At 66.0% G+C, this 17577-nt stretch carries 14 protein-coding genes; 10 read left to right on the plus strand and 4 right to left on the minus strand.

The window, feature by feature from the left end:
* The first annotated feature begins 253 nt into the window (after positions 1–253).
* From lpdA to ACZ9BC_RS15700, 4 genes are all read left to right on the plus strand, one after another.
* Positions 254–1636, plus strand: coding sequence for a dihydrolipoyl dehydrogenase (gene lpdA, locus ACZ9BC_RS15685; RefSeq protein ID WP_476246740.1), 1383 nt, complete (start codon positions 254–256; stop codon positions 1634–1636).
* A gap of 114 nt (positions 1637–1750) precedes the next feature.
* On the plus strand, positions 1751–3505 hold the full coding sequence (gene sucB, locus ACZ9BC_RS15690) for a 2-oxoglutarate dehydrogenase, E2 component, dihydrolipoamide succinyltransferase (protein ID WP_476246741.1): 1755 nt from the start codon (positions 1751–1753) through the stop codon (positions 3503–3505).
* A gap of 150 nt (positions 3506–3655) precedes the next feature.
* Positions 3656–4006: a hypothetical protein gene (locus ACZ9BC_RS15695; RefSeq protein WP_476246742.1), complete on the plus strand. Its 351-nt coding sequence runs from the start codon at positions 3656–3658 to the stop codon at positions 4004–4006.
* Positions 4007–4154: 148 nt separating this feature from the next.
* Positions 4155–4583, plus strand: coding sequence for an OsmC family protein (locus tag ACZ9BC_RS15700; RefSeq protein ID WP_476246743.1), 429 nt, complete (start codon positions 4155–4157; stop codon positions 4581–4583).
* 93 nt (positions 4584–4676) lie between these two features.
* Here ACZ9BC_RS15700 and ACZ9BC_RS15705 read toward each other — a convergent pair whose 3' ends face one another.
* Positions 4677–8255, minus strand: a complete 3579-nt coding sequence (locus tag ACZ9BC_RS15705; RefSeq protein ID WP_476246744.1) for a S41 family peptidase — start codon at positions 8253–8255, stop codon at positions 4677–4679.
* A gap of 72 nt (positions 8256–8327) precedes the next feature.
* Here ACZ9BC_RS15705 and ACZ9BC_RS15710 point away from each other — a divergent pair, with 72 nt between their 5' ends.
* Positions 8328–9239 (plus strand): TIGR01777 family oxidoreductase, encoded by a 912-nt coding sequence (locus ACZ9BC_RS15710; protein WP_476246819.1) that lies wholly within the window; start codon positions 8328–8330, stop codon positions 9237–9239.
* Positions 9240–9265: 26 nt separating this feature from the next.
* Here ACZ9BC_RS15710 and ACZ9BC_RS15715 read toward each other — a convergent pair whose 3' ends face one another.
* Positions 9266–10915 (minus strand): serine/threonine-protein kinase, encoded by a 1650-nt coding sequence (locus tag ACZ9BC_RS15715; RefSeq protein WP_476246745.1) that lies wholly within the window; start codon positions 10913–10915, stop codon positions 9266–9268.
* 138 nt (positions 10916–11053) lie between these two features.
* Here ACZ9BC_RS15715 and lipB point away from each other — a divergent pair, with 138 nt between their 5' ends.
* The 4 genes from lipB (at position 11054) to ACZ9BC_RS15735 (ending at position 14051) form a co-directional block, all read left to right on the plus strand.
* A complete protein-coding gene (lipB, locus tag ACZ9BC_RS15720) occupies positions 11054–11722 on the plus strand; it encodes a lipoyl(octanoyl) transferase LipB (RefSeq protein WP_476246746.1) in 669 nt (222 codons plus the stop codon).
* Positions 11719–12738, plus strand: coding sequence for a lipoyl synthase (lipA, locus tag ACZ9BC_RS15725; RefSeq protein WP_275726283.1), 1020 nt, complete (start codon positions 11719–11721; stop codon positions 12736–12738). The genes lipB and lipA overlap by 4 nt, the downstream gene beginning before the upstream one ends.
* 98 nt (positions 12739–12836) lie before the next feature.
* Complete coding sequence (locus tag ACZ9BC_RS15730; RefSeq protein WP_079597143.1) at positions 12837–13589, plus strand: DUF4191 domain-containing protein; 753 nt, start codon at positions 12837–12839, stop codon at positions 13587–13589.
* Positions 13590–13691: 102 nt separating this feature from the next.
* Positions 13692–14051: a DUF3817 domain-containing protein gene (locus ACZ9BC_RS15735; RefSeq protein WP_476246747.1), complete on the plus strand. Its 360-nt coding sequence runs from the start codon at positions 13692–13694 to the stop codon at positions 14049–14051.
* Positions 14052–14079: 28 nt separating this feature from the next.
* Here ACZ9BC_RS15735 and ACZ9BC_RS15740 read toward each other — a convergent pair whose 3' ends face one another.
* The gene (locus ACZ9BC_RS15740) at positions 14080–14517 is read right to left on the minus strand and encodes an RDD family protein (protein ID WP_079597145.1); all 438 of its coding nucleotides are present in this window, start codon (positions 14515–14517) and stop codon (positions 14080–14082) included.
* Positions 14518–14790: 273 nt separating this feature from the next.
* Here ACZ9BC_RS15740 and glnA point away from each other — a divergent pair, with 273 nt between their 5' ends.
* On the plus strand, positions 14791–16215 hold the full coding sequence (glnA, locus tag ACZ9BC_RS15745; protein WP_079597146.1) for a type I glutamate--ammonia ligase: 1425 nt from the start codon (positions 14791–14793) through the stop codon (positions 16213–16215).
* Positions 16216–17002: 787 nt separating this feature from the next.
* On the opposite strand, the gene ACZ9BC_RS15750 is transcribed toward glnA, so the two are convergent.
* Positions 17003–17557, minus strand: coding sequence for an N-acetyltransferase family protein (locus tag ACZ9BC_RS15750; protein ID WP_476246748.1), 555 nt, complete (start codon positions 17555–17557; stop codon positions 17003–17005).
* Between the last annotated feature and the right edge of the window lie 20 nt (positions 17558–17577).

Raw genomic sequence — 17577 nt, forward strand, 5'->3', positions numbered from 1 at the left:
CCAGCCCGGAGGGAGTGGAAAGCGGCTTTGTGGCATGGTGGTGATCCCTCCGCCACAAAGCCGCGTGACACTCGACACAAAGCGCTCCACAAACACTGTGCCAAGGTGGAGCATGGATAAGTGGTTCGCTAAGGTGAACCACGGTAGTCACAAATGCAAGAGAGTTGCCCTGCTGACATAATCACGGCAGTGCAAGTTCCAAGACCAGATGATGCGCAGGATCGCGTCATCGTTCACGCGAGGGAGCGTTTAAGTGGCCGATCAGGCAACTGCGCAAGAATTCGACATCCTGGTACTCGGTGGCGGCAGCGGCGGATACGCCGCCGCACTGCGGGCCGTACAGCTTGGCCTTACCGTCGGCCTCGTGGAGAAGGCAAAGCTGGGCGGCACCTGCCTCCACAACGGCTGCATCCCCACCAAGGCCCTCCTGCACTCCGCAGAGCTGGCCGACCATGCCCGTGACTCCGCCAAGTACGGCGTGAACGTCACCCTGGACAGCATCGACATCAACGCCGTCAACGCGTACAAGGACGGCATCATTGCCGGCAAGTACAAGGGCCTGCAGGGACTCATCAAGTCCAAGGGCATCACCGTCATCGAGGGTGAAGGCAAGCTCCAGGGCACCGACACCGTCGTAGTGAACGGCACCGCCTACAAGGGCAAGAACATCATCCTGGCCACGGGTTCCTACTCCCGCACCCTTCCGGGCCTGGAAATCGGCGGCAAGGTCATCACCTCGGACCAGGCCCTGACCATGGACTACATCCCCAAGAGCGCCATCATCCTGGGCGGCGGCGTGATCGGCGTCGAGTTCGCATCGGTCTGGAAGTCCTTCGGCGTGGACGTCACCATCGTGGAGGGCCTGCCCTCACTGGTCCCCAACGAGGACGCCACCATCGTCAAGAACTTCGAGCGCGCCTTCAAGAAGCGCGGCATCAAGTTCTCCACCGGCATCTTCTTCCAGGGCGTTGAGCAGAACAACGACGGCGTCAAGGTCACCCTGGTGGACGGCAAGACGTTCGAAGCAGACCTCCTCCTGGTCGCCGTGGGCCGTGGCCCCGTCACCGCCAACCTGGGCTACGAGGAAGCCGGCATCACTATCGACCGCGGCTTCGTCATCACCAACGAGCGCCTGCACACCGGTGTTGGCAACATCTACGCAGTGGGCGACATCGTCCCCGGCGTCCAGCTTGCACACCGCGGCTACCAGCAGGGCATCTTCGTGGCCGAGGAAATCGCCGGCCTGAAGCCCGTGATCGTCGAGGACATCAACATCCCCAAGGTCACCTACTCCGAGCCCGAGATCGCCACCGTGGGCTACACCGAAAAGGCCGCCAAGGAGAAGTTCGGCGAGGACCAGGTGCAGACCCAGGAATACAACCTTGCCGGCAATGGCAAGAGCTCCATCCTGGGCACCTCCGGCCTGGTGAAGCTGGTCCGCCAGAAGGACGGCCCCGTCGTCGGCGTCCACATGATCGGCGCCCGTATGGGCGAGCAGGTGGGCGAGGCCCAGCTGATCGTGAACTGGGAAGCCTACCCTGAGGATGTGGCCCAGCTGCTGCACGCCCACCCCACCCAGAACGAGTCCCTGGGCGAAGCCCACCTGGCCCTCGCGGGCAAGCCGCTTCACGGCTAGTTTTCCCCAGCACTATCGAGCCTGGTGCACCCGGCGCCGAAAACCGGGTGCACCAGGCTCAAACCCAGGCAGCATTCAATCGCACTAAAGATCAATAAGGAGAACGGGGACGTTATGTCTGAATCCGTTAACTTGCCCGCCCTCGGTGAGAGCGTCACCGAAGGAACCGTCACCCGCTGGCTCAAGCAGGTAGGTGACCGGGTAGAGGTGGACGAGCCGCTGCTCGAGGTTTCCACCGACAAAGTAGACACTGAAATCCCCTCTCCTGTAGCTGGCGTGATTGAGGAAATCCTGGTCGCTGAAGACGAGACGGCCGAGGTGGGCGCACCCCTGGTCCGCATCGGCGACGGCTCAGGAAACGGCGCTGCAGCCCCGGCCGCGGAAGCCCCCGCCGCCGCCCCTGCTGAAGAAGCAGCGGCACCGGAAGCCCCCGCGGCACCGGCTGAAGAGGCTCCCGCCCCCGCAGCACCCGCCCAGGAGGCCCCCGCCGCCGGCGGCGGCGAAGGCCACGAGGTCACCCTCCCCGCCCTGGGTGAGAGCGTCACCGAAGGCACCGTCACCCGCTGGCTCAAGGCCGTAGGAGACACCGTCGAGGTTGACGAGCCCCTGCTGGAGGTTTCCACCGACAAGGTAGACACCGAAATCCCGTCGCCGGTAGCCGGCACGCTCCAGGAGATCCGCGTCAGCGAGGACGAGACCGCCGAGGTTGGCTCCGTCCTGGCCGTCATTGGATCCGGCGCCGCCGCTGCACCCGCCGAGGCACCCAAGGCCGCCCCCGCCCCGGAGGCACCTGCACAGGAGGCTCCCAAGGCCGAGGCGCCGAAGGCCGAAGCACCCGCAGCCGCACCGCAGGCAGCGCCCGCACCGGCAGCAGCACCGGCTCCGGCTCCCGCAGCTGCACCGGCAGCAGCCGAGGCCGCACCGGCAAACGGCGGATCCGAGTCCGGCTACGTAACTCCCCTGGTCCGCAAGCTGGCCAACCAGCACGGCGTGGACATTGCGTCCCTCTCCGGCACCGGAGTCGGCGGCCGCATCCGCAAGCAGGACGTCATGGCCGCTGCCGAAGCCAAGGCCGCCCCCGCGGCGGCACCGGCTGCAGCACCCGCCGCGTCCGCTCCTGCAGCGTCCAACGCCGCTGTCTCCTCGCTGCGCGGCACCAGCCAGAAGGCCCCGCGCATCCGCCAGGTCATCGCCCGCCGCATGCGCGAATCGCTGGAGATCTCCACCCAGCTGACCCAGGTCCACGAAGTGGACATGACCAAGGTCGCCAAGCTCCGCGCCCGTGCCAAGAACTCGTTCCAGGCCCAGAACGGCGTGAAGCTCACCTTCCTGCCGTTCATCGCCAAGGCTGTTGCCGAGGCCCTCAAGCAGCACCCCAAGCTCAACGCTGCGTACGACGAGGACAAGCAGGAAATCACGTACCACAACGCCGAGCACCTGGCGATCGCCGTCGACACTGACAAGGGCCTGCTGGTTCCGGTCATCTCCGACGCCGGCAACCTGAACCTCGCCGGCCTGGCCGGCAAGATCGCTGACGTCGCCTCCCGTACCCGCGACGGCAAGATCGGTCCGGACGAGCTGTCCGGCGGCACCTTCAGCATCACCAACATCGGCTCCGTGGGCGCCCTCTTCGACACCCCGATCATCAACCAGCCGCAGGTGGGCATCCTCGGCACCGGCGCCATCGTCAAGCGTGCCGTTGTGGTTGCTGACGAAAACGGTGACGATTCGATCGCCATCCGCTCCATGATGTACCTCTCGCTGACGTACGACCACCGCCTGGTGGACGGCGCGGACGCAGGCCGCTTCCTCCAGACCCTGAAGGCACGCCTTGAAGAAGGCGCCTTCGAAGCGGATCTGGGGCTGTAACAGCCAACGACGAACGACGGCGGTGCGGGCCGCGGTGGGAAACCACCGCACAGCCCGTGCCGCCGTCGTTTTTTGTACGTCCTGGCGCCACCGCGGCACAACGCAGACGCACCTACTACCGGCTGTAGAACAACTGGCTACACTGGTCCCATGAACATCGTCTATAACATTGTGGTTTTCCTGCACATCGTCGGCGCAGCCATGATCGTGGGCATCTGGATCGGCCAGATGAAGAAGCCCACCGTCCACCCCCGCCAGTTCGACGGCGCCATGCTGCAGCTTCTCACCGGCGTCGCCCTGATGGGGCTCATCCCGGCCCTGGACATGGACGCAAACTACGCCAAGCTGGGCATCAAGCTCGTCATTGCCGTGGTTGTCGGCGTTCTGGCCTTCATCGGACGCCGGAAGTACAAGAAGGGCGAAGCGGTCAGCCCGGGCCTGGCACACGCCGTGGGCGGACTCGCGCTGCTCAACATCGCCATCGCCACCATCTGGAACTGACCCTTTTACGGGCGCCGCTCCTGGTCCGGGAGTCATAATCCACCAGCAGCGGACACCGGGTGCACCCTCCCGGCGAAGTCCCTAGGATGGGAAGCGGCGGGGTTCAGGCGGCTGCCTGCCCCGGTACGAATCAACTTGAGGAGTGAACATGGCAGCAACACGTTCAGCAAACGCAGTATGGAACGGCAACCTGACGGAGGGCTCCGGAACCACCAGCCTGGCCACCTCAGGCCTTGGCACCTTTGATGTCACCTGGAAGGCGCGCACGGAAGCGGCCAACGGCAAAACCAGCCCGGAGGAACTCATCGCCGCGGCCCACGCCGCCTGCTTCTCCATGGCTTTCAGCAACGAGCTGGCCAAAGCGGGCCACACTCCGGAGGAAGTCCGCACCAAAGCCGACGTGACCTTCGTTCCCGGCACAGGCATCACCGGCAGCCACCTGACCATGTCCGCGCGGGTTCCCGGCATCTCGCAGGACGAATTCCAGAAGATCGCCGCCGAAGCAAAGGTGGGCTGCCCGGTCTCCGGAGCCCTTGCCAGCATTGACATCACCCTGGATGCCACCCTGGATTCCTGAACCTGGCGCAGGCAACAAACGCAAAGGCCCTGCCTGTCCGGAATGTTCCGGCCAGGCAGGGCCTTTCGTTTTAATGGCTGAAGCCCCCGGCTCCTAGCTCCCTTGCCGCCGGGCAGGCAGCGGGGCGGGACGGAGCCGGCGGTAGCCTTCCCGTGCCGGCGGCCGGTCAGTGGGCAGTTCCTGGATCATTTCCTTCAGCGCGCCGATGCCGTACTCCAGCTGCGGGTCGCGGCCGGCGGCATACGCGTGCGGCGGGAAGGTCACCTCGATGTCCGGGTCCACTCCATGGTTCTCGACGCTCCAGCCCACGCCCTCGCCGAACCAGGTGGCGTAACGGGGCTGGGTGACACCCGTGCCGTCGGCAAGCGCAAACCTGTTGTCGATTCCCACCACGCCGCCCCAGGTGCGGGTTCCGATGACCGGGCCGATTCCCCGAAGCTTGGACACCTGGGTGATGATGTCGCCGTCGGACCCTGCAAATTCGTCCGCCAGGACGATCACAGGACCGCGTGGTGCGTGGTGCGGGTACGTGCGCGGCTTTTCACCCCGGGGCATGCTCCAGCCGGTGACCTTGCGGCCGATGAGTTCGGCAACGAGCTGGGACGTATGGCCGCCCCGGTTCCGCCGGACATCCACGATGAGTCCGTCCAGCGCGGTTTCGGTGTCCAGGTCCCGGTGCAGCTGCGCCCACCCGTTGGCCATCATGTCCGGAACGTGCAGGTAGCCAAAGGTGCCGTCCGATGCTTCCCGGACGGTCCGCCGGTTGGATGCCACCCATTCCTGGTACCGCAGGCGTTCTTCGTCCTTGACGGGAACGACGGCGACGCGCCGCTGGGTGCCGGCGGCACCGCCGTGCCCCGCACCGTTAAGGAGGGTCAGCTCCACGGCACGGCCCGCCGCACCCACCAGCTGCATGGCGGGCGTGACGGCCGCGGTCAGCGGAACACCGTCGATGGCCAGCAGGATGTCACCGGCCTTGGCGTCCACGCCCGGCCTGGCCAAGGGCGAGGTGGCCAGCGGATCAGAGGATTCACCGGCGAGGACGCGGGTGATTTCCCAGCCCGCCTGCGTGTGCGCGAGGTCGGCACCCAGCCGGCCCTGCCCCTGGCTGCCGTTTTCGGTGACCGGGGCCGGCCGGACGTACGCGTGGGAGGTACCCAGTTCGCCGTGCAGCTCCCACAGCAGGTCCACCAGGTCGTCGTGCGAGCCCAGCCGGTCCACCAATGGCCGGTAACGGCGGTGGACGCCTTCCCAGTCCTGGCCCGCCATGTCCTCTGCCCAGAAGAAGTCGCGCTGCAGCCGCCAGGCCTCATCAAAGGCCTGGCCCCACACGCTGAGCGGATCCATCATGACGCGGATGCGGCCGAGGTCCACCTTGACCAGTTTTCCGGACTCCTCATCGGCCTTGGCATCGGAAGGAACAACCTGCACCTGCTTGTCGGAGACCAGCACCACCTTGGTCCGGTCGCCTGACAACCGGAAGCTGTCCAGCGATTCCACCAGCGTGGACTGCTTCTTCCGGTCCAGGTCGAACCGCACCAGGCTGGGCCGGGCATCCTTGTCTTCCTGGCTGGCTTTGCCGTCGCCGGTGACGCCTGAGAGCGCCCAGTCCAGCCACAACAGCGCGCCGTCGGTGGCCGCGAGGGAGGTGTAGTTGCCCTGAGGTACAGGCACGCCGATGACCCGATGGGCCAGGCCTTCCGCGTCCACCAGGACCTCCGGCATGCTGGAGGCCTCAGCTGACGTCCCCTTCGGCGTTTCGACAGGTACTGTTTCGGCATCCGGGGCGACGGCCGGCCCGAACGGCGACGGCGTCCCGGCCGCGAGTGCCACCAGGTACGGCTTGATGGGGCTGGGGAATGACAGGTCGAAGGAGTGGCCGTCGTAGACCGGGTCAAAACTCCGGTTGGAAAGGAACGCAAGGTACTTGCCGTCAGGCGTAAAGACGGGCGATTTGTCGCCGAAGCGGCCGTCAGTGACATCCACCGGGCCGGCGTCGGGATGCTCCGGATCCGCCAGCCGGAGCCGGCTGCGGGCACCAAAGGACGTGACGGGCTCGGACCAGGCGAGCCACCGCGAATCCGCGGACCATGCCAGGTCCGCGATTGTTCCCTCCCCGATGCTGGCCATCAGCGACAAAGCGCCGGTCCGGGTGTCCACCACGTACACCTCGCCAAAGGAGGTACCCAGGGCTATCCAGCGGCCATCGGGGCTGGCCTCCAGCGAGCTGGCGCGGGACGGTACGGGTATCGGGAAACGTGCAGCTTCGGTACCGGCGGCTGCTGCCTGCGCCCCTGCCCCTGTCCCGCCGCCCTCCGGGGCGACGTCTGCCTGCTGCGCGTCGGACTGCAGTGCGTCTGGCTGCGGGCTGTCGTCGGACTGCCCGCCGCCGGCCTGCTGGCCGTCGGGGGCAGGGGCAAAGGTGCTGCCGCCAGACAGGACAGCAGCTCCTGCAGCGGGAACGGGCCGTGGCAACGGCGTGGCTTCCTCCGCACCGGGAGCCGCCTCCGACGCGTCGGCGCCGGCCTGGGGTTCGACGGCGGCCCGGGCGGGGACGGATACGGCGCCGGAAGCGTGGGGCACCGCCGCCACAATGGCCTTGATGTGCAGTGCCTCCACGCCGTCGTGGTCAGCGATATAGGCAATTCGTCCATCGCCGAGGGGCCTGGGCAGGCGGCCCCGGACGCCGGGCGTGGCTTCGATAATGCGTGACGGGCCATCCTTGTGCCGCAGCCAGTGGATGGTGCCATGGGCCTCCACGGCGCTTGCCGCGCCGGTGGCGTCCGGCACCACGGCGCCCAGGTGCTTGGACGTCTTAAGAAGGGCAGGGCGCCTGGACTGCGAAGCGGACCCCAGGGTGATGTCCAGGCGCACGGCGTCCGAGCCAAGATCGGGCAGGACCCACAGCTCACCGGCCGACTCGAAAATGACGCGTTGTCCGTCCGTGGCGGCATGCCGGACGTAGAAGTCCTCATGGTCGGTGTGCCGGCGCAGGTCTTTTCCGCTGGGAAGGACGGAATAGAGGTTGCCGTAGCCCTCGTGGTCCGACAGGAACGCGATGCGTCCGCCAACCCACATCGGATCGGCGAGGTTGCCGTTCAGTTCCGGCACGAGCCGCTCAAACTCGCCGTTGCCGTCCGTATCTATCCACAGCTTTCCGGCCGTGCCGCCCCGGTAGCGCTTCCACCAGGCCGGTTCGCGGGACAGTACGCTGCCCACCACCACCGGACGTTCGTCGCCCACTTCCGGCCCGAAGGCCACTGACTCCACCGGACCGAAAGGAAGCTCCTCGGCCCAGCCACCGTCCAAGGGAAGGCTGTAGGCGTACGTGTGCCGGCTTTCGGCCTGGCGGAAAGCGCTGGTGACCACCACGGATCCGCCGGCGGTGAACCCCTTCACCCTGGTGGTGCTGTGCCCAAAATAGGTCAGTTGCCGGTAGCCTCCGCCGTCGACGTCCGCGGACACTACCTCCGGCGCCGTTCCCTGCACCACCGTCCACACCAGCTTCTTCCCGTCCGGGGTGAAACGGGGGTTGCGGGCGGGCAGCTGAAGCGCGGAGACACGCCAGGCACGCCCACCGCCCAGGGGCGCGATCCACACGTCGTCCTCGGCCACGAAAGTGACCAGATCACCGTGCAGATGCGGGAAACGGAAGTAGCTGGAAGAAGTCATCGTTCGATCATAGTCAACCCTCCGCCGCCCCTGCGGGACGTGCCAAAGCCTACGGCCGTGGTGAGATGGAGCATGCGCATCGTCATCGCAGGAGCCTCCGGGCTGCTCGGCACCTCCATCTCCGCAACCTTCCGTGACGCCGGCCACGACGTCGTTACCCTCGTCAGGCGGGAGCCCGCCTCAGACTCCGAAATCCGCTGGGACCCCGCCGCCGGCCAGCTGAACCCAGTGGCGCTGGCCGGGGCAGACGCCGTGGTGAACCTGTCCGGCGCCGGTATCGGGGACAGGCCCTGGACGCGCAAGCGCGTGGACGAGCTGTTCAGTTCCCGGGTCGGTGCCACGCGGACGCTCACGCAGGCGATGCACCAACTGGATGTTCCGCCGGCAACGTTCATCAGCCAGTCCGGCTCGGGGTACTACGGTGACGCCGGAAACACAGTTCTGCGCGAATCCGCGCCACCGGGAGAGGGCACCCTGGCACGGATCTGCGCTGAGTGGGAAGCTGCGGCGGCCACCGCCCCGGCCGGCGTCCGCGTGGTCATTCCACGGACCGGCGTGGTCTTCAGCCGGACCGGCGGCGCCTTGGGCCGCATGCTTCCATTGCTGCGCCTCGGCGTGGGCGGGCCCTTCGGGAACGGCAGGCAGTTCTGGCCGTGGGTCACCCTGCCGGACGTGTCCGCAGCCTTCCTTTTCCTGCTCGAGTCGCAGGTCCGGGGGCCGGTCAACCTGTGCGCGCCGGAGGACGCCGACGTCAACGCCATCGTGGCAGCACTTGCCGCTGCCCTGCACCGGCCTGCGGTGCTGCGGGTCCCCTCCTTTGCGCTGCGGCTTGTGATGCGGAACCTCGCGGAAGAGTTGCTGCTGTCCAGCCAGCGCATGGAGCCTGCAGTCCTGCAGGATGCCGGCTTCCGGTGGCAGCATCCGGCGCTGGCCCAGGCCGCGCAATGGGTGGCCGGCAAGGAGGGTGCGGGGGCCAGGGGTTAGCCGGCTCCCGTTCCCTCAACAGGTCATCAGGATCCCGGCAGGATTTCGCTGATCCTCCATTCGCCGTCCACGGAGACCAGTACCAGCCGAAGGGGCTGGCCGGTGCTGGCTTCGCCTGCTGCATGGACGGAGCCCTGGGGATCCTGCTCCTGATAGGCGGAGGTAGCGGACGTGGCACGGACTACGGCATGCGCTTCCGTGACCCCGTCTTCCGTGGCCAGGCCGGACAGCGAAGTGGCAAACCCGGCCAGGACAAGACCCGAGCTTCGAAGCCTGCCGGCCGTCCGGCTGTCTGCCGCCGCCGCGGGGGAACCGTCAGCGTTCACCTCGCCCAACAGCTCCAGGTTGCCGCTGCTGAAGGCATGGTCCCGCAGTGCCGCCAGGCCCACCAGGGCCTGCGCGGGGTCGGCGGCCGCTGCCTGATGCCTGGCAGCCCCGGCAGGATCGGCGGCCTCGCCGGGGTGTGGGCTTTTCCCCAGTGAACCCGGATCCGCAGGGACCGCAGTGGCTCCGGGTGCAGCGTCACCGGGCGGAAAGACGGAACTGCCACCAGCCACCGACCAACCGCCCGCGATGGCCAGGACGGCGACGGCGGGCAGGGCGATCCTCACCATATACCGGCGAGTCGGCGGCGCCTGACGCAAGAGGCCGGCGTGCTTTCCCCTGCCGGCCGCGGGCTTCCGGGTATCCGGAAAGGGCAGCCTGTGGAGACTTGTCCCTTTCCCCGTCCATGGAGATGTCGCCAGCCGCCGGCGCATGTCCTCGAGTTGCTCCTTGATCCGGTTCGGCGAGGACGACGGCGGGACGTGCCTGCGCGTCAGCAGTTCCGGAATCACCGTGGGATGGACGGCGGCCGCCAAATCCAGGGGCCGCGGCGAGGCGCTGCGGTAGACGGCGGTGGCCAGGGCGGAAGCCGTGGGGCGAAGCCGGCGGTCCTCATTCAGCCCGGATTCCAGGGCAGCAGCCAGTTCCCTGGGCACCCCCGGGACGAGGAGGGACAGCGGCGGACGGTCAGCGGTCCGCGCGGGTGCCTCCCCGGTCAGGCAGTACCAGCCCAGGGCGGCCGCAGCGTAGACGTCGCGTTCGGGCTGCAGGCCTGCACGGACGGCATCCACGGGCGCGGGGTCCACGAAACCGGGAGTTCCAGGGCTTGCTGCCCGGCCGGGATCACCGAGCATCCGGGCAATGCCGACGTCGGACAGCAATGGTTTGCCCTGACCGGTGAACAGCACGTTGCCGGGCGAGACGTCTGAATGCGTGAACCCGTTGGCGTGGAGGTAGCCCAGGGCCTGCGCTATGGGCGTCACCACCGTGATTGTTTCACCGACGCTGAGGCGGCCGCGGCTGCCCACCAATTGGGCAAGCGAACCGCCGGAGGCGTAGTCCATCACCAGGGCTGTACCCGCCCCCGGGACCTCTTCCACCCGGACTGCATCGTGGGCTTTGACGAGGTGCTGGTGATCCAGGACCGAGAGGATACGGATTTCGCGTTTCACGGCATCTTCCGTCAGGTTTTTCCCGGTCCGCACCCCGCGCGAAGACGGGCGGAAGCACTTCAGGGCATAGTCGCGGCCCGTCAGCGTTTCCGTAGCCAACCACACCGAAGCGCTGCCGCCCTGGCCCAGCAGCCGGCCCACCGCGTAGCCAGGAACACTTGGAGCCTGAACATCATCCATCCCCCATGTTTAGCCCAATCCGCCGTTGCCTGCAGAAGTTATCCACAGGCACAGTCCCTTGCCGGGCACATCCGGGGACGATGGTGAGGTTAGACACTAAACCGGGAACGCCGGGTTCCGGGGTCTAAGCTGGATTCCATGACTCTTGAGTTTTCACAGCTGGGTCTTGCCCCCGACTTCGTCGATTACCAGCAAGCCTGGGACATCCAGCGCGAACTCCATGACAAAGTAGTCGCCGGCGAAACGCCAAGCACCGTCCTATTGCTGGAACATGCCGCCGTCTATACGGCAGGCAAGCTCACCGAAGACCACGAGCGGCCGTTCGACGGAACGCCCGTGGTGGCTGTGGACCGTGGCGGGAAGCTGACCTGGCATGGCCCTGGGCAGTTGATCGCCTATCCCATCCTCAAGTTGAAGAACCGCGCCGGAATCCGTGACTACGTGGAGCGCCTGGAAGCCATCATGATCGCCGTTATGGACGAGTACGGCATCAAGGCCGAACGGATCAAGGGGCGCGCCGGGGTATGGGTCAAGGCAGACGCCAAGGGCCCTGACCGCAAGATAGCCGCCATCGGAATCCGTGTCCTCAACGGGGTGACCATGCATGGCATCGCCATCAACTGCAGCAATGACCTCGCACCGTATTCGCAGATCATCGCCTGCGGCATCACCGACGCCGGTGTGACCACCATGTCGCAGGAGACCGGGCGGGACATCCGCCCGGCGCACATCATTGACCGCATTGTGGAAGAATTCCGCAAGCACCAAGAAGCACTCGTTTTAAGCCCCGAAGGAGCTCTACTGTGACACTGGCACCTGAAGGCCGGAAGATGCTGCGGATCGAGCAGCGCAATGCGGCCACCCCGGTGGAGCGCAAGCCGGACTGGATCAAGGCCAAGGTCCAGATGGGCCCGGAGTTCGTCGGGCTGAAGAACCTGGTGAAAAAGGAAGGCCTGCACACCGTCTGTGAAGAAGCCGGCTGCCCCAACATCTTCGAATGCTGGGAAGACAAGGAAGCCACGTTCCTGATCGGCGGCTCCGAGTGCACCCGCCGCTGCGACTTCTGCCAGATCGATACCGGCAAGCCTTCCCCCGTGGACCGGTTCGAACCCACCAAGGTGGCCCGCTCGGTCCAGGCCATGCAGCTGCGCTACGCCACGGTCACCGGTGTGGCCCGCGATGACCTCGAGGACGAAGGCGTCTGGCTCTACGCCGAGACCGTCCGCAAAATCCACGAGCTGAATCCCGGCACCGGCGTCGAACTGCTCATCCCGGACTTCTCCGGCAAGCCAGAGCATATCGCCGCGATCTGCGACTCGAAGCCGGAGGTGTTCGCGCACAACGTCGAAACCGTGCCCCGGATCTTCAAGCGGATCCGCCCGGCGTTCCGCTACGACCGGTCTCTGGACGTCATCACCCAGGGCCGGAACCTGGGCATGGTGACCAAGTCCAACCTGATCCTGGGCATGGGCGAAACCCGCGAGGAAATCTCCGAAGCCCTCCGCGACCTGCACGCCGCCGGCTGCGACCTGATCACCATCACCCAGTACCTGCGCCCCTCCGAACGCCACCTGCCCGTGGACCGCTGGGTCAAACCCCAGGAATTCGTGGACCTGCAGCAGGAAGCGGACGAGATCGGCTTCCTCGGCGTCATGTCCGGCCCCCTGGTCCGCTCCTCCTACCGGGCCGGCCGGCTCTGGGCCACCGCGATGCGCAAAAAAGGCCGCGACATCCCCGCCGCCCTCGCCCACATCGCCGACGGCATCCAGGACTCCGGCACCACCCGCCAGGAAGCCAGCTCACTCCTGGCAGCGCATTCCTGACCCAGGCTCCCGCCACTGCACATAGCGTCCCCAAGGGCCGGCACCGGAAGATTCCGGCGTCCGGCCTTTGGGCTTAAGTCACGTAGAATTGAGGCACTATGGCGAAATCCCCTGACTCCAGCAACTCCACTCCGGCGGGCTCCAGCGCGGTGAAGCGCGGCCTCTTCTCGCGCAAGCCGAAAGAAGCCAAGGTTAAGAAGCCCAGCCGGCTCAAGCAGATCGGCGAAGTCTTCAACATGACCCGCCGGCATGACCCCATGGTGCCGTGGCTGATGCTGCTGGTCTTCCTTGGCGTTGTGGCTGTGAGCTTCCTGGTGGGCTTCTGGCTGGAAAACTGGATTACCGGCCTGATCATCGGCATTCCGCTCGGCCTGCTGGGCGCCACGCTGATCCTCTCGCGCCGTGCTGAACGTGCCGCCTTCGCACAAATCGAAAACCAGCCGGGTGCCTCCGGCGCCGCCCTCGGGACCCTTCGCCGCGGCTGGATCACCGAGGAACAGCCGGTAGCCGTTAACCCCCGCACGCAGGACGCCGTGTTCCGTGCCATCGGCCGTCCCGGCGTCGTGCTCGTCAGTGAAGGCCCCACGCACCGGGTGAAGCCGCTGCTGGATGCGGAGCGCAAGCGCCTCGCCCGGATCCTGCCCAACGTTACGGTCCACGTCATCGAGAGCGGCCGCGGCGAAGGCCAGGTGCCGCTCAGCCAGGTTGCCAAGAAGATGGGCAAGCTGAAGAAGGAACTGACCAAGCTTGAGGTCAACGCCGTCTCAAAGCGGATCGCATCCCTGGGGAACAAGCTTCCCATCCCCAAGGGCATCGATCCCTACAAGGCCCGTCCCAACCGCGGACGCTAGACCTGACAGCGCCCCGGTACCGGCCTCCCGCCGGACGCCGGGGCGTTTTTCTTGCCCCCCAGACCTCCGTCACGTTAAACATCTCCCAGGACAGGACTTCCCATGCCCCTCAAGAACGTAGTAATCCGCGCTTTCCGGATCCTCGCGGTCGCCGAAGCGTTCAGCTGGGCTGCCCTGCTCATCGGCATGTACTTCAAGTGGATTGCCGGCACCACGGAAATCGGTGTGCAGGTGGCCGGGCCAATCCACGGTGCCCTGTTCGTGGGCTATGGCATCGCGGCGCTGGCTCTGTGGCGCCTGCAGCGCTGGCCATTCCTGGTGGCCCTGTTCGCCGGTGTATCAGCCGTTTTCCCGTTCGCCACCATCTTGTTCGAAAGCTGGGCCGGCAAGCGCGGACACCTCAGCCCGGGCGCGGCACCCGAGACCGCCGCCGTCTCCGCCAGGGAGTCGAGCCGCGTTTAGCGGGCTTTCCAGCGTCGCTGCGGAACCGCTACCGGCGGATGAGCAGCGTGTTCATGGCCTTGTCATGGAGTCCGCGCTGGTCAGGATCGAAAATCACGGCGGGGACCACGAGGCAAAGCAGGACTGCCCTCACCAGCGCAGCCAGCGGTCCGGGAACCCCGCCGCCTGGCCTCACCACCGAAATGCCCATCGCCCGGTGGCCGATGCTGTAGCCGAGGGTGCCCACCAGGAGGGTCTGTTCGACGGCGAACACGGCCAGGGTTGCCCAGGAATTTCCACCAAACGCAAAGTTGCTGATCAGCAGCGCGATGCCCCAGTCGATCATGATCGCCGCAATCCGCCGTCCCGCCCGCGCGATGGAGCCGGGACCGGATTCCGGCAGGCCCAGCCGCTCACCGGGATACTTCGAGATACCGGACGTATCCGGTCCGCTGAGCCAGGAGCCAATGTCTTTGCGATCTACCACCGTCCAAGTTTACCGGCCTCACCTTAACCGCCACGCCCGGATGGTGGATGGAGTTAGACCACAGTGTGGACTGCGGATAGCGTTGCGTTATCAGGGCATTCTGTAACCTGCCCGAAACAATGTGGACACGGACGGGAAATGCCGCGTCCATAGGCTGTTAGCAGTTTCAAGCAATACCTAAAGCAGGGAAAACCTTGAGTTCTCCCTGCTTTCGGATTGCGCTGGATCAGATGGCTTGCACGCCAGATATTTACATATGCGTTAGGAGCATAGATGTTCAAGACTGCGGACGAAGTCCTCAAGTTCATCAAGGACGAAGATATTAAATTCGTCGATATCCGCTTCACCGATCTTCCGGGCGTCCAGCAGCACTTTAACGTTCCCGCCAAGAGTGTTGACGCCGACTTCTTCATCAACGGCCAGCTCTTCGACGGCTCCTCCATCCGCGGCTTCCAGGGCATCGCCGAATCCGACATGCAGCTGATCCCGGACGTCACCACCGCGTTCCTGGACACGTTCCGCATGGAGAAGACCCTCGCGCTGAACTTCTCCATCGTCAACCCCCGCACCGGTGACCCGTACCACCGCGACCCGCGCGGCGTGGCTGAGAAGGCCGAGGCGTACCTGGCCTCCACCGGCATCGCCGACACCGCGTTCTTCGCTCCCGAGGCTGAGTTCTTCGTGTTCGACAACGTCCAGTACCAGTCCTCCCCGCAGGGCAGCTTCTACAAGATCGACTCCGAGGAAGCCCACTGGAACACCGGCCGCGAGGAAGAGGGTGGAAACCTCGGCTACAAGACCCCCGTCAAGGGCGGTTACTTCCCGGTCTCCCCCACGGACAAGCAGGCTGACCTGCGCGACGCCATGTGCGTGGCGCTGGATGAAGCCGGCCTTGAGGTCGAGCGCAGCCACCACGAAGTCGGCTCCGCCGGCCAGGCTGAGATCAACTACAAGTTCACCACCCTGACCCACGCTGCCGATGACCTGCAGAAGTTCAAGTACGTCATCAAGAACACCGCAGACGCCTGGGGCAAGTCCGTAACCTTCATGCCGAAGCCCGTCTTCGGTGACAACGGCTCGGGCATGCACTGCCACCAGTCGCTGTGGAACGGCGGCCAGCCGCTGTTCTACGACGAGAAGGGCTACGCCGGCCTGTCCGACACCGCCCGCTGGTACATCGGCGGCCTGCTGAAGCACGCTTCGGCCGTACTGGCGTTCACGAACCCCACCGTGAACTCCTACCGCCGCCTGGTCAAGGGCTTCGAGGCCCCGGTCAACATGGTGTACTCGCAGGGCAACCGCTCCGCCGGTATCCGTATCCCGATCACGGGCACCAACCCGAAGGCCAAGCGCATCGAGTTCCGCGCTCCGGACCCCTCCTCCAACCCGTACCTGGCATTCGCTGCCCAGCTGATGGCCGGCATCGACGGCATCCGCAACCGCATTGAACCGCCCGCTCCCATCGACAAGGACCTCTACGAGCTCCCCGCCGAGGAAGCCAAGGACATCCCCAAGGCTCCGGGCACGCTCGAGGAAGCCCTTGAGGCCCTCCGCGAGGACAACGAGTTCCTGCAGGCCGGTGGCGTGTTCACCCAGGACCTCATCGACACCTGGATCGAGTACAAGTACGAGAACGAGATCCGCCCGCTGTCCCTGCGCCCGAACCCCTACGAGTTCGAGCTCTACTACGGCGTCTAGTCAGATCATGCGGCTGGAGCGGGCATAGTCCGCACACCGTCCGCAAGAATCTGCAGACAGAAAAGGCCGGCCCCAGGTCAACCCCTGGGACCGGCCTTTTTGCTGCCCAAGTCCGCTAGGCCTGCTGCGCAGTCCGCGAGCTTAGCCGCTCCAACACACGTGAGACGCGGCTACCTGCCATAACGAAACGTAGCTTCGGCGGACGCATCCACACCTGCATAAATGCAGGCCAACCCTGCGAAACTGCATGTTGATGAATCTTCTACTTGCCAGTAGCTTTGTCGAGGCGACTTCCCATTTCCCCCATTTGGGCGGACGCCAAAGAGAGGCTCCGCGGCTACCCCCAATGCCGCGGGGCCTTTCGCATATCTACTGTTCCCCAGGTCGCCCCTGCTTAACAGAGGCTCGCAGGGCATGACGCTGTGCCCGTAGCTACATAATCACGGCTACGGGCACAGCGTTCCTGAAGATCCAAGAGGTAGCTGACCTGTCCGGCATCAGTCGCTCAACCGCGTTCCGAATGATGAAACAGCAGGGACGGCCAAGGCACCAGTTCGGCGGGGAGACAAGGCTCAGTGACGAAGCTGCCCGGGCGCCACGCTGCCGGCACTGGGTGCACAGAAGGTGGAGGCCCGGCTCCAGACGTGCTGAGACCGGGAGCCGGACCTCCTGACGAATGCCCCCCGAGACGAAGACTGTTCGAGCCTTCCCCCCAACAAGGTTGAAGAACACCGCCACCCACATAATCGACCAAACACCTGCCGAGTGCAATGCCGCGCCGCTGCCGTTACCTCATCGTGGCATCCGCAAAGCCCCGGAACATGATCCTTTGCGGCCCTGCCGCGCCTCCGTTGTATTGGCCGTGGTCCACGAATCCGGCGCGGCGGTAGGCGGCCAGGCCCGCCGGGTTCGCTTCGTTGACGGACAGTACGACGCCGGTCTCCCCGGTCTGGTGCCGCGCCGTCAGCTTTTCCGCAGTAGCCACGGCAGCGGCGGCGGCTTTGTGGCCAAGGCCCCTGCCCTGGTGCCGCCGGTCGATCAGGAACCCCCTCAGCAGCCAGGCGCTGTGGTCGTCCGGCCAGCCGGCCAGGCGCGCTGCACCGCTCTGCAGGGTGAGTACACCGACAGCACGGCCATCGGATTCAATGACATAGGGCCGCCGCGATTCCTCCGCCAGTCCTGCCAGGGCCATACGCAGGGGGTCGCCCACGAACCGTTCCTGGCCTGGGCGGAGTTGCAGTTTCGCTGCCGCACCGAGCTGGATGGCGCAGGCGTCAGCGTCCAGGTCCCGCAGCGAAATAAGCCAGACGCTGCCCAACGTAACACCCCCCTCCGATGACACGGAACAGCCCCGGCCCTTCC

The sequence above is a fragment of the Pseudarthrobacter sp. TE3704 genome (assembly GCF_056279405.1).

What these genes read in the sequence shown, in the direction of transcription:
- ACZ9BC_RS15700 (WP_476246743.1), top strand. Translation starts at nt 4,155, where the DNA reads ATGGCAGCAACACGTTCAGCAAACGCAGTATGGAACGGCAACCTGACG.
- ACZ9BC_RS15705 (WP_476246744.1), bottom strand. Translation starts at nt 8,255, where the DNA reads ATGACTTCTTCCAGCTACTTCCGTTTCCCGCATCTGCACGGTGATCTG.
- ACZ9BC_RS15695 (WP_476246742.1), top strand. Translation starts at nt 3,656, where the DNA reads ATGAACATCGTCTATAACATTGTGGTTTTCCTGCACATCGTCGGCGCA.
- ACZ9BC_RS15730 (WP_079597143.1), top strand. Translation starts at nt 12,837, where the DNA reads ATGGCGAAATCCCCTGACTCCAGCAACTCCACTCCGGCGGGCTCCAGC.
- glnA (WP_079597146.1), top strand. Translation starts at nt 14,791, where the DNA reads ATGTTCAAGACTGCGGACGAAGTCCTCAAGTTCATCAAGGACGAAGAT.
- ACZ9BC_RS15735 (WP_476246747.1), top strand. Translation starts at nt 13,692, where the DNA reads ATGCCCCTCAAGAACGTAGTAATCCGCGCTTTCCGGATCCTCGCGGTC.
- ACZ9BC_RS15710 (WP_476246819.1), top strand. Translation starts at nt 8,328, where the DNA reads ATGCGCATCGTCATCGCAGGAGCCTCCGGGCTGCTCGGCACCTCCATC.
- lipB (WP_476246746.1), top strand. Translation starts at nt 11,054, where the DNA reads ATGACTCTTGAGTTTTCACAGCTGGGTCTTGCCCCCGACTTCGTCGAT.
- ACZ9BC_RS15715 (WP_476246745.1), bottom strand. Translation starts at nt 10,915, where the DNA reads ATGGATGATGTTCAGGCTCCAAGTGTTCCTGGCTACGCGGTGGGCCGG.
- sucB (WP_476246741.1), top strand. Translation starts at nt 1,751, where the DNA reads ATGTCTGAATCCGTTAACTTGCCCGCCCTCGGTGAGAGCGTCACCGAA.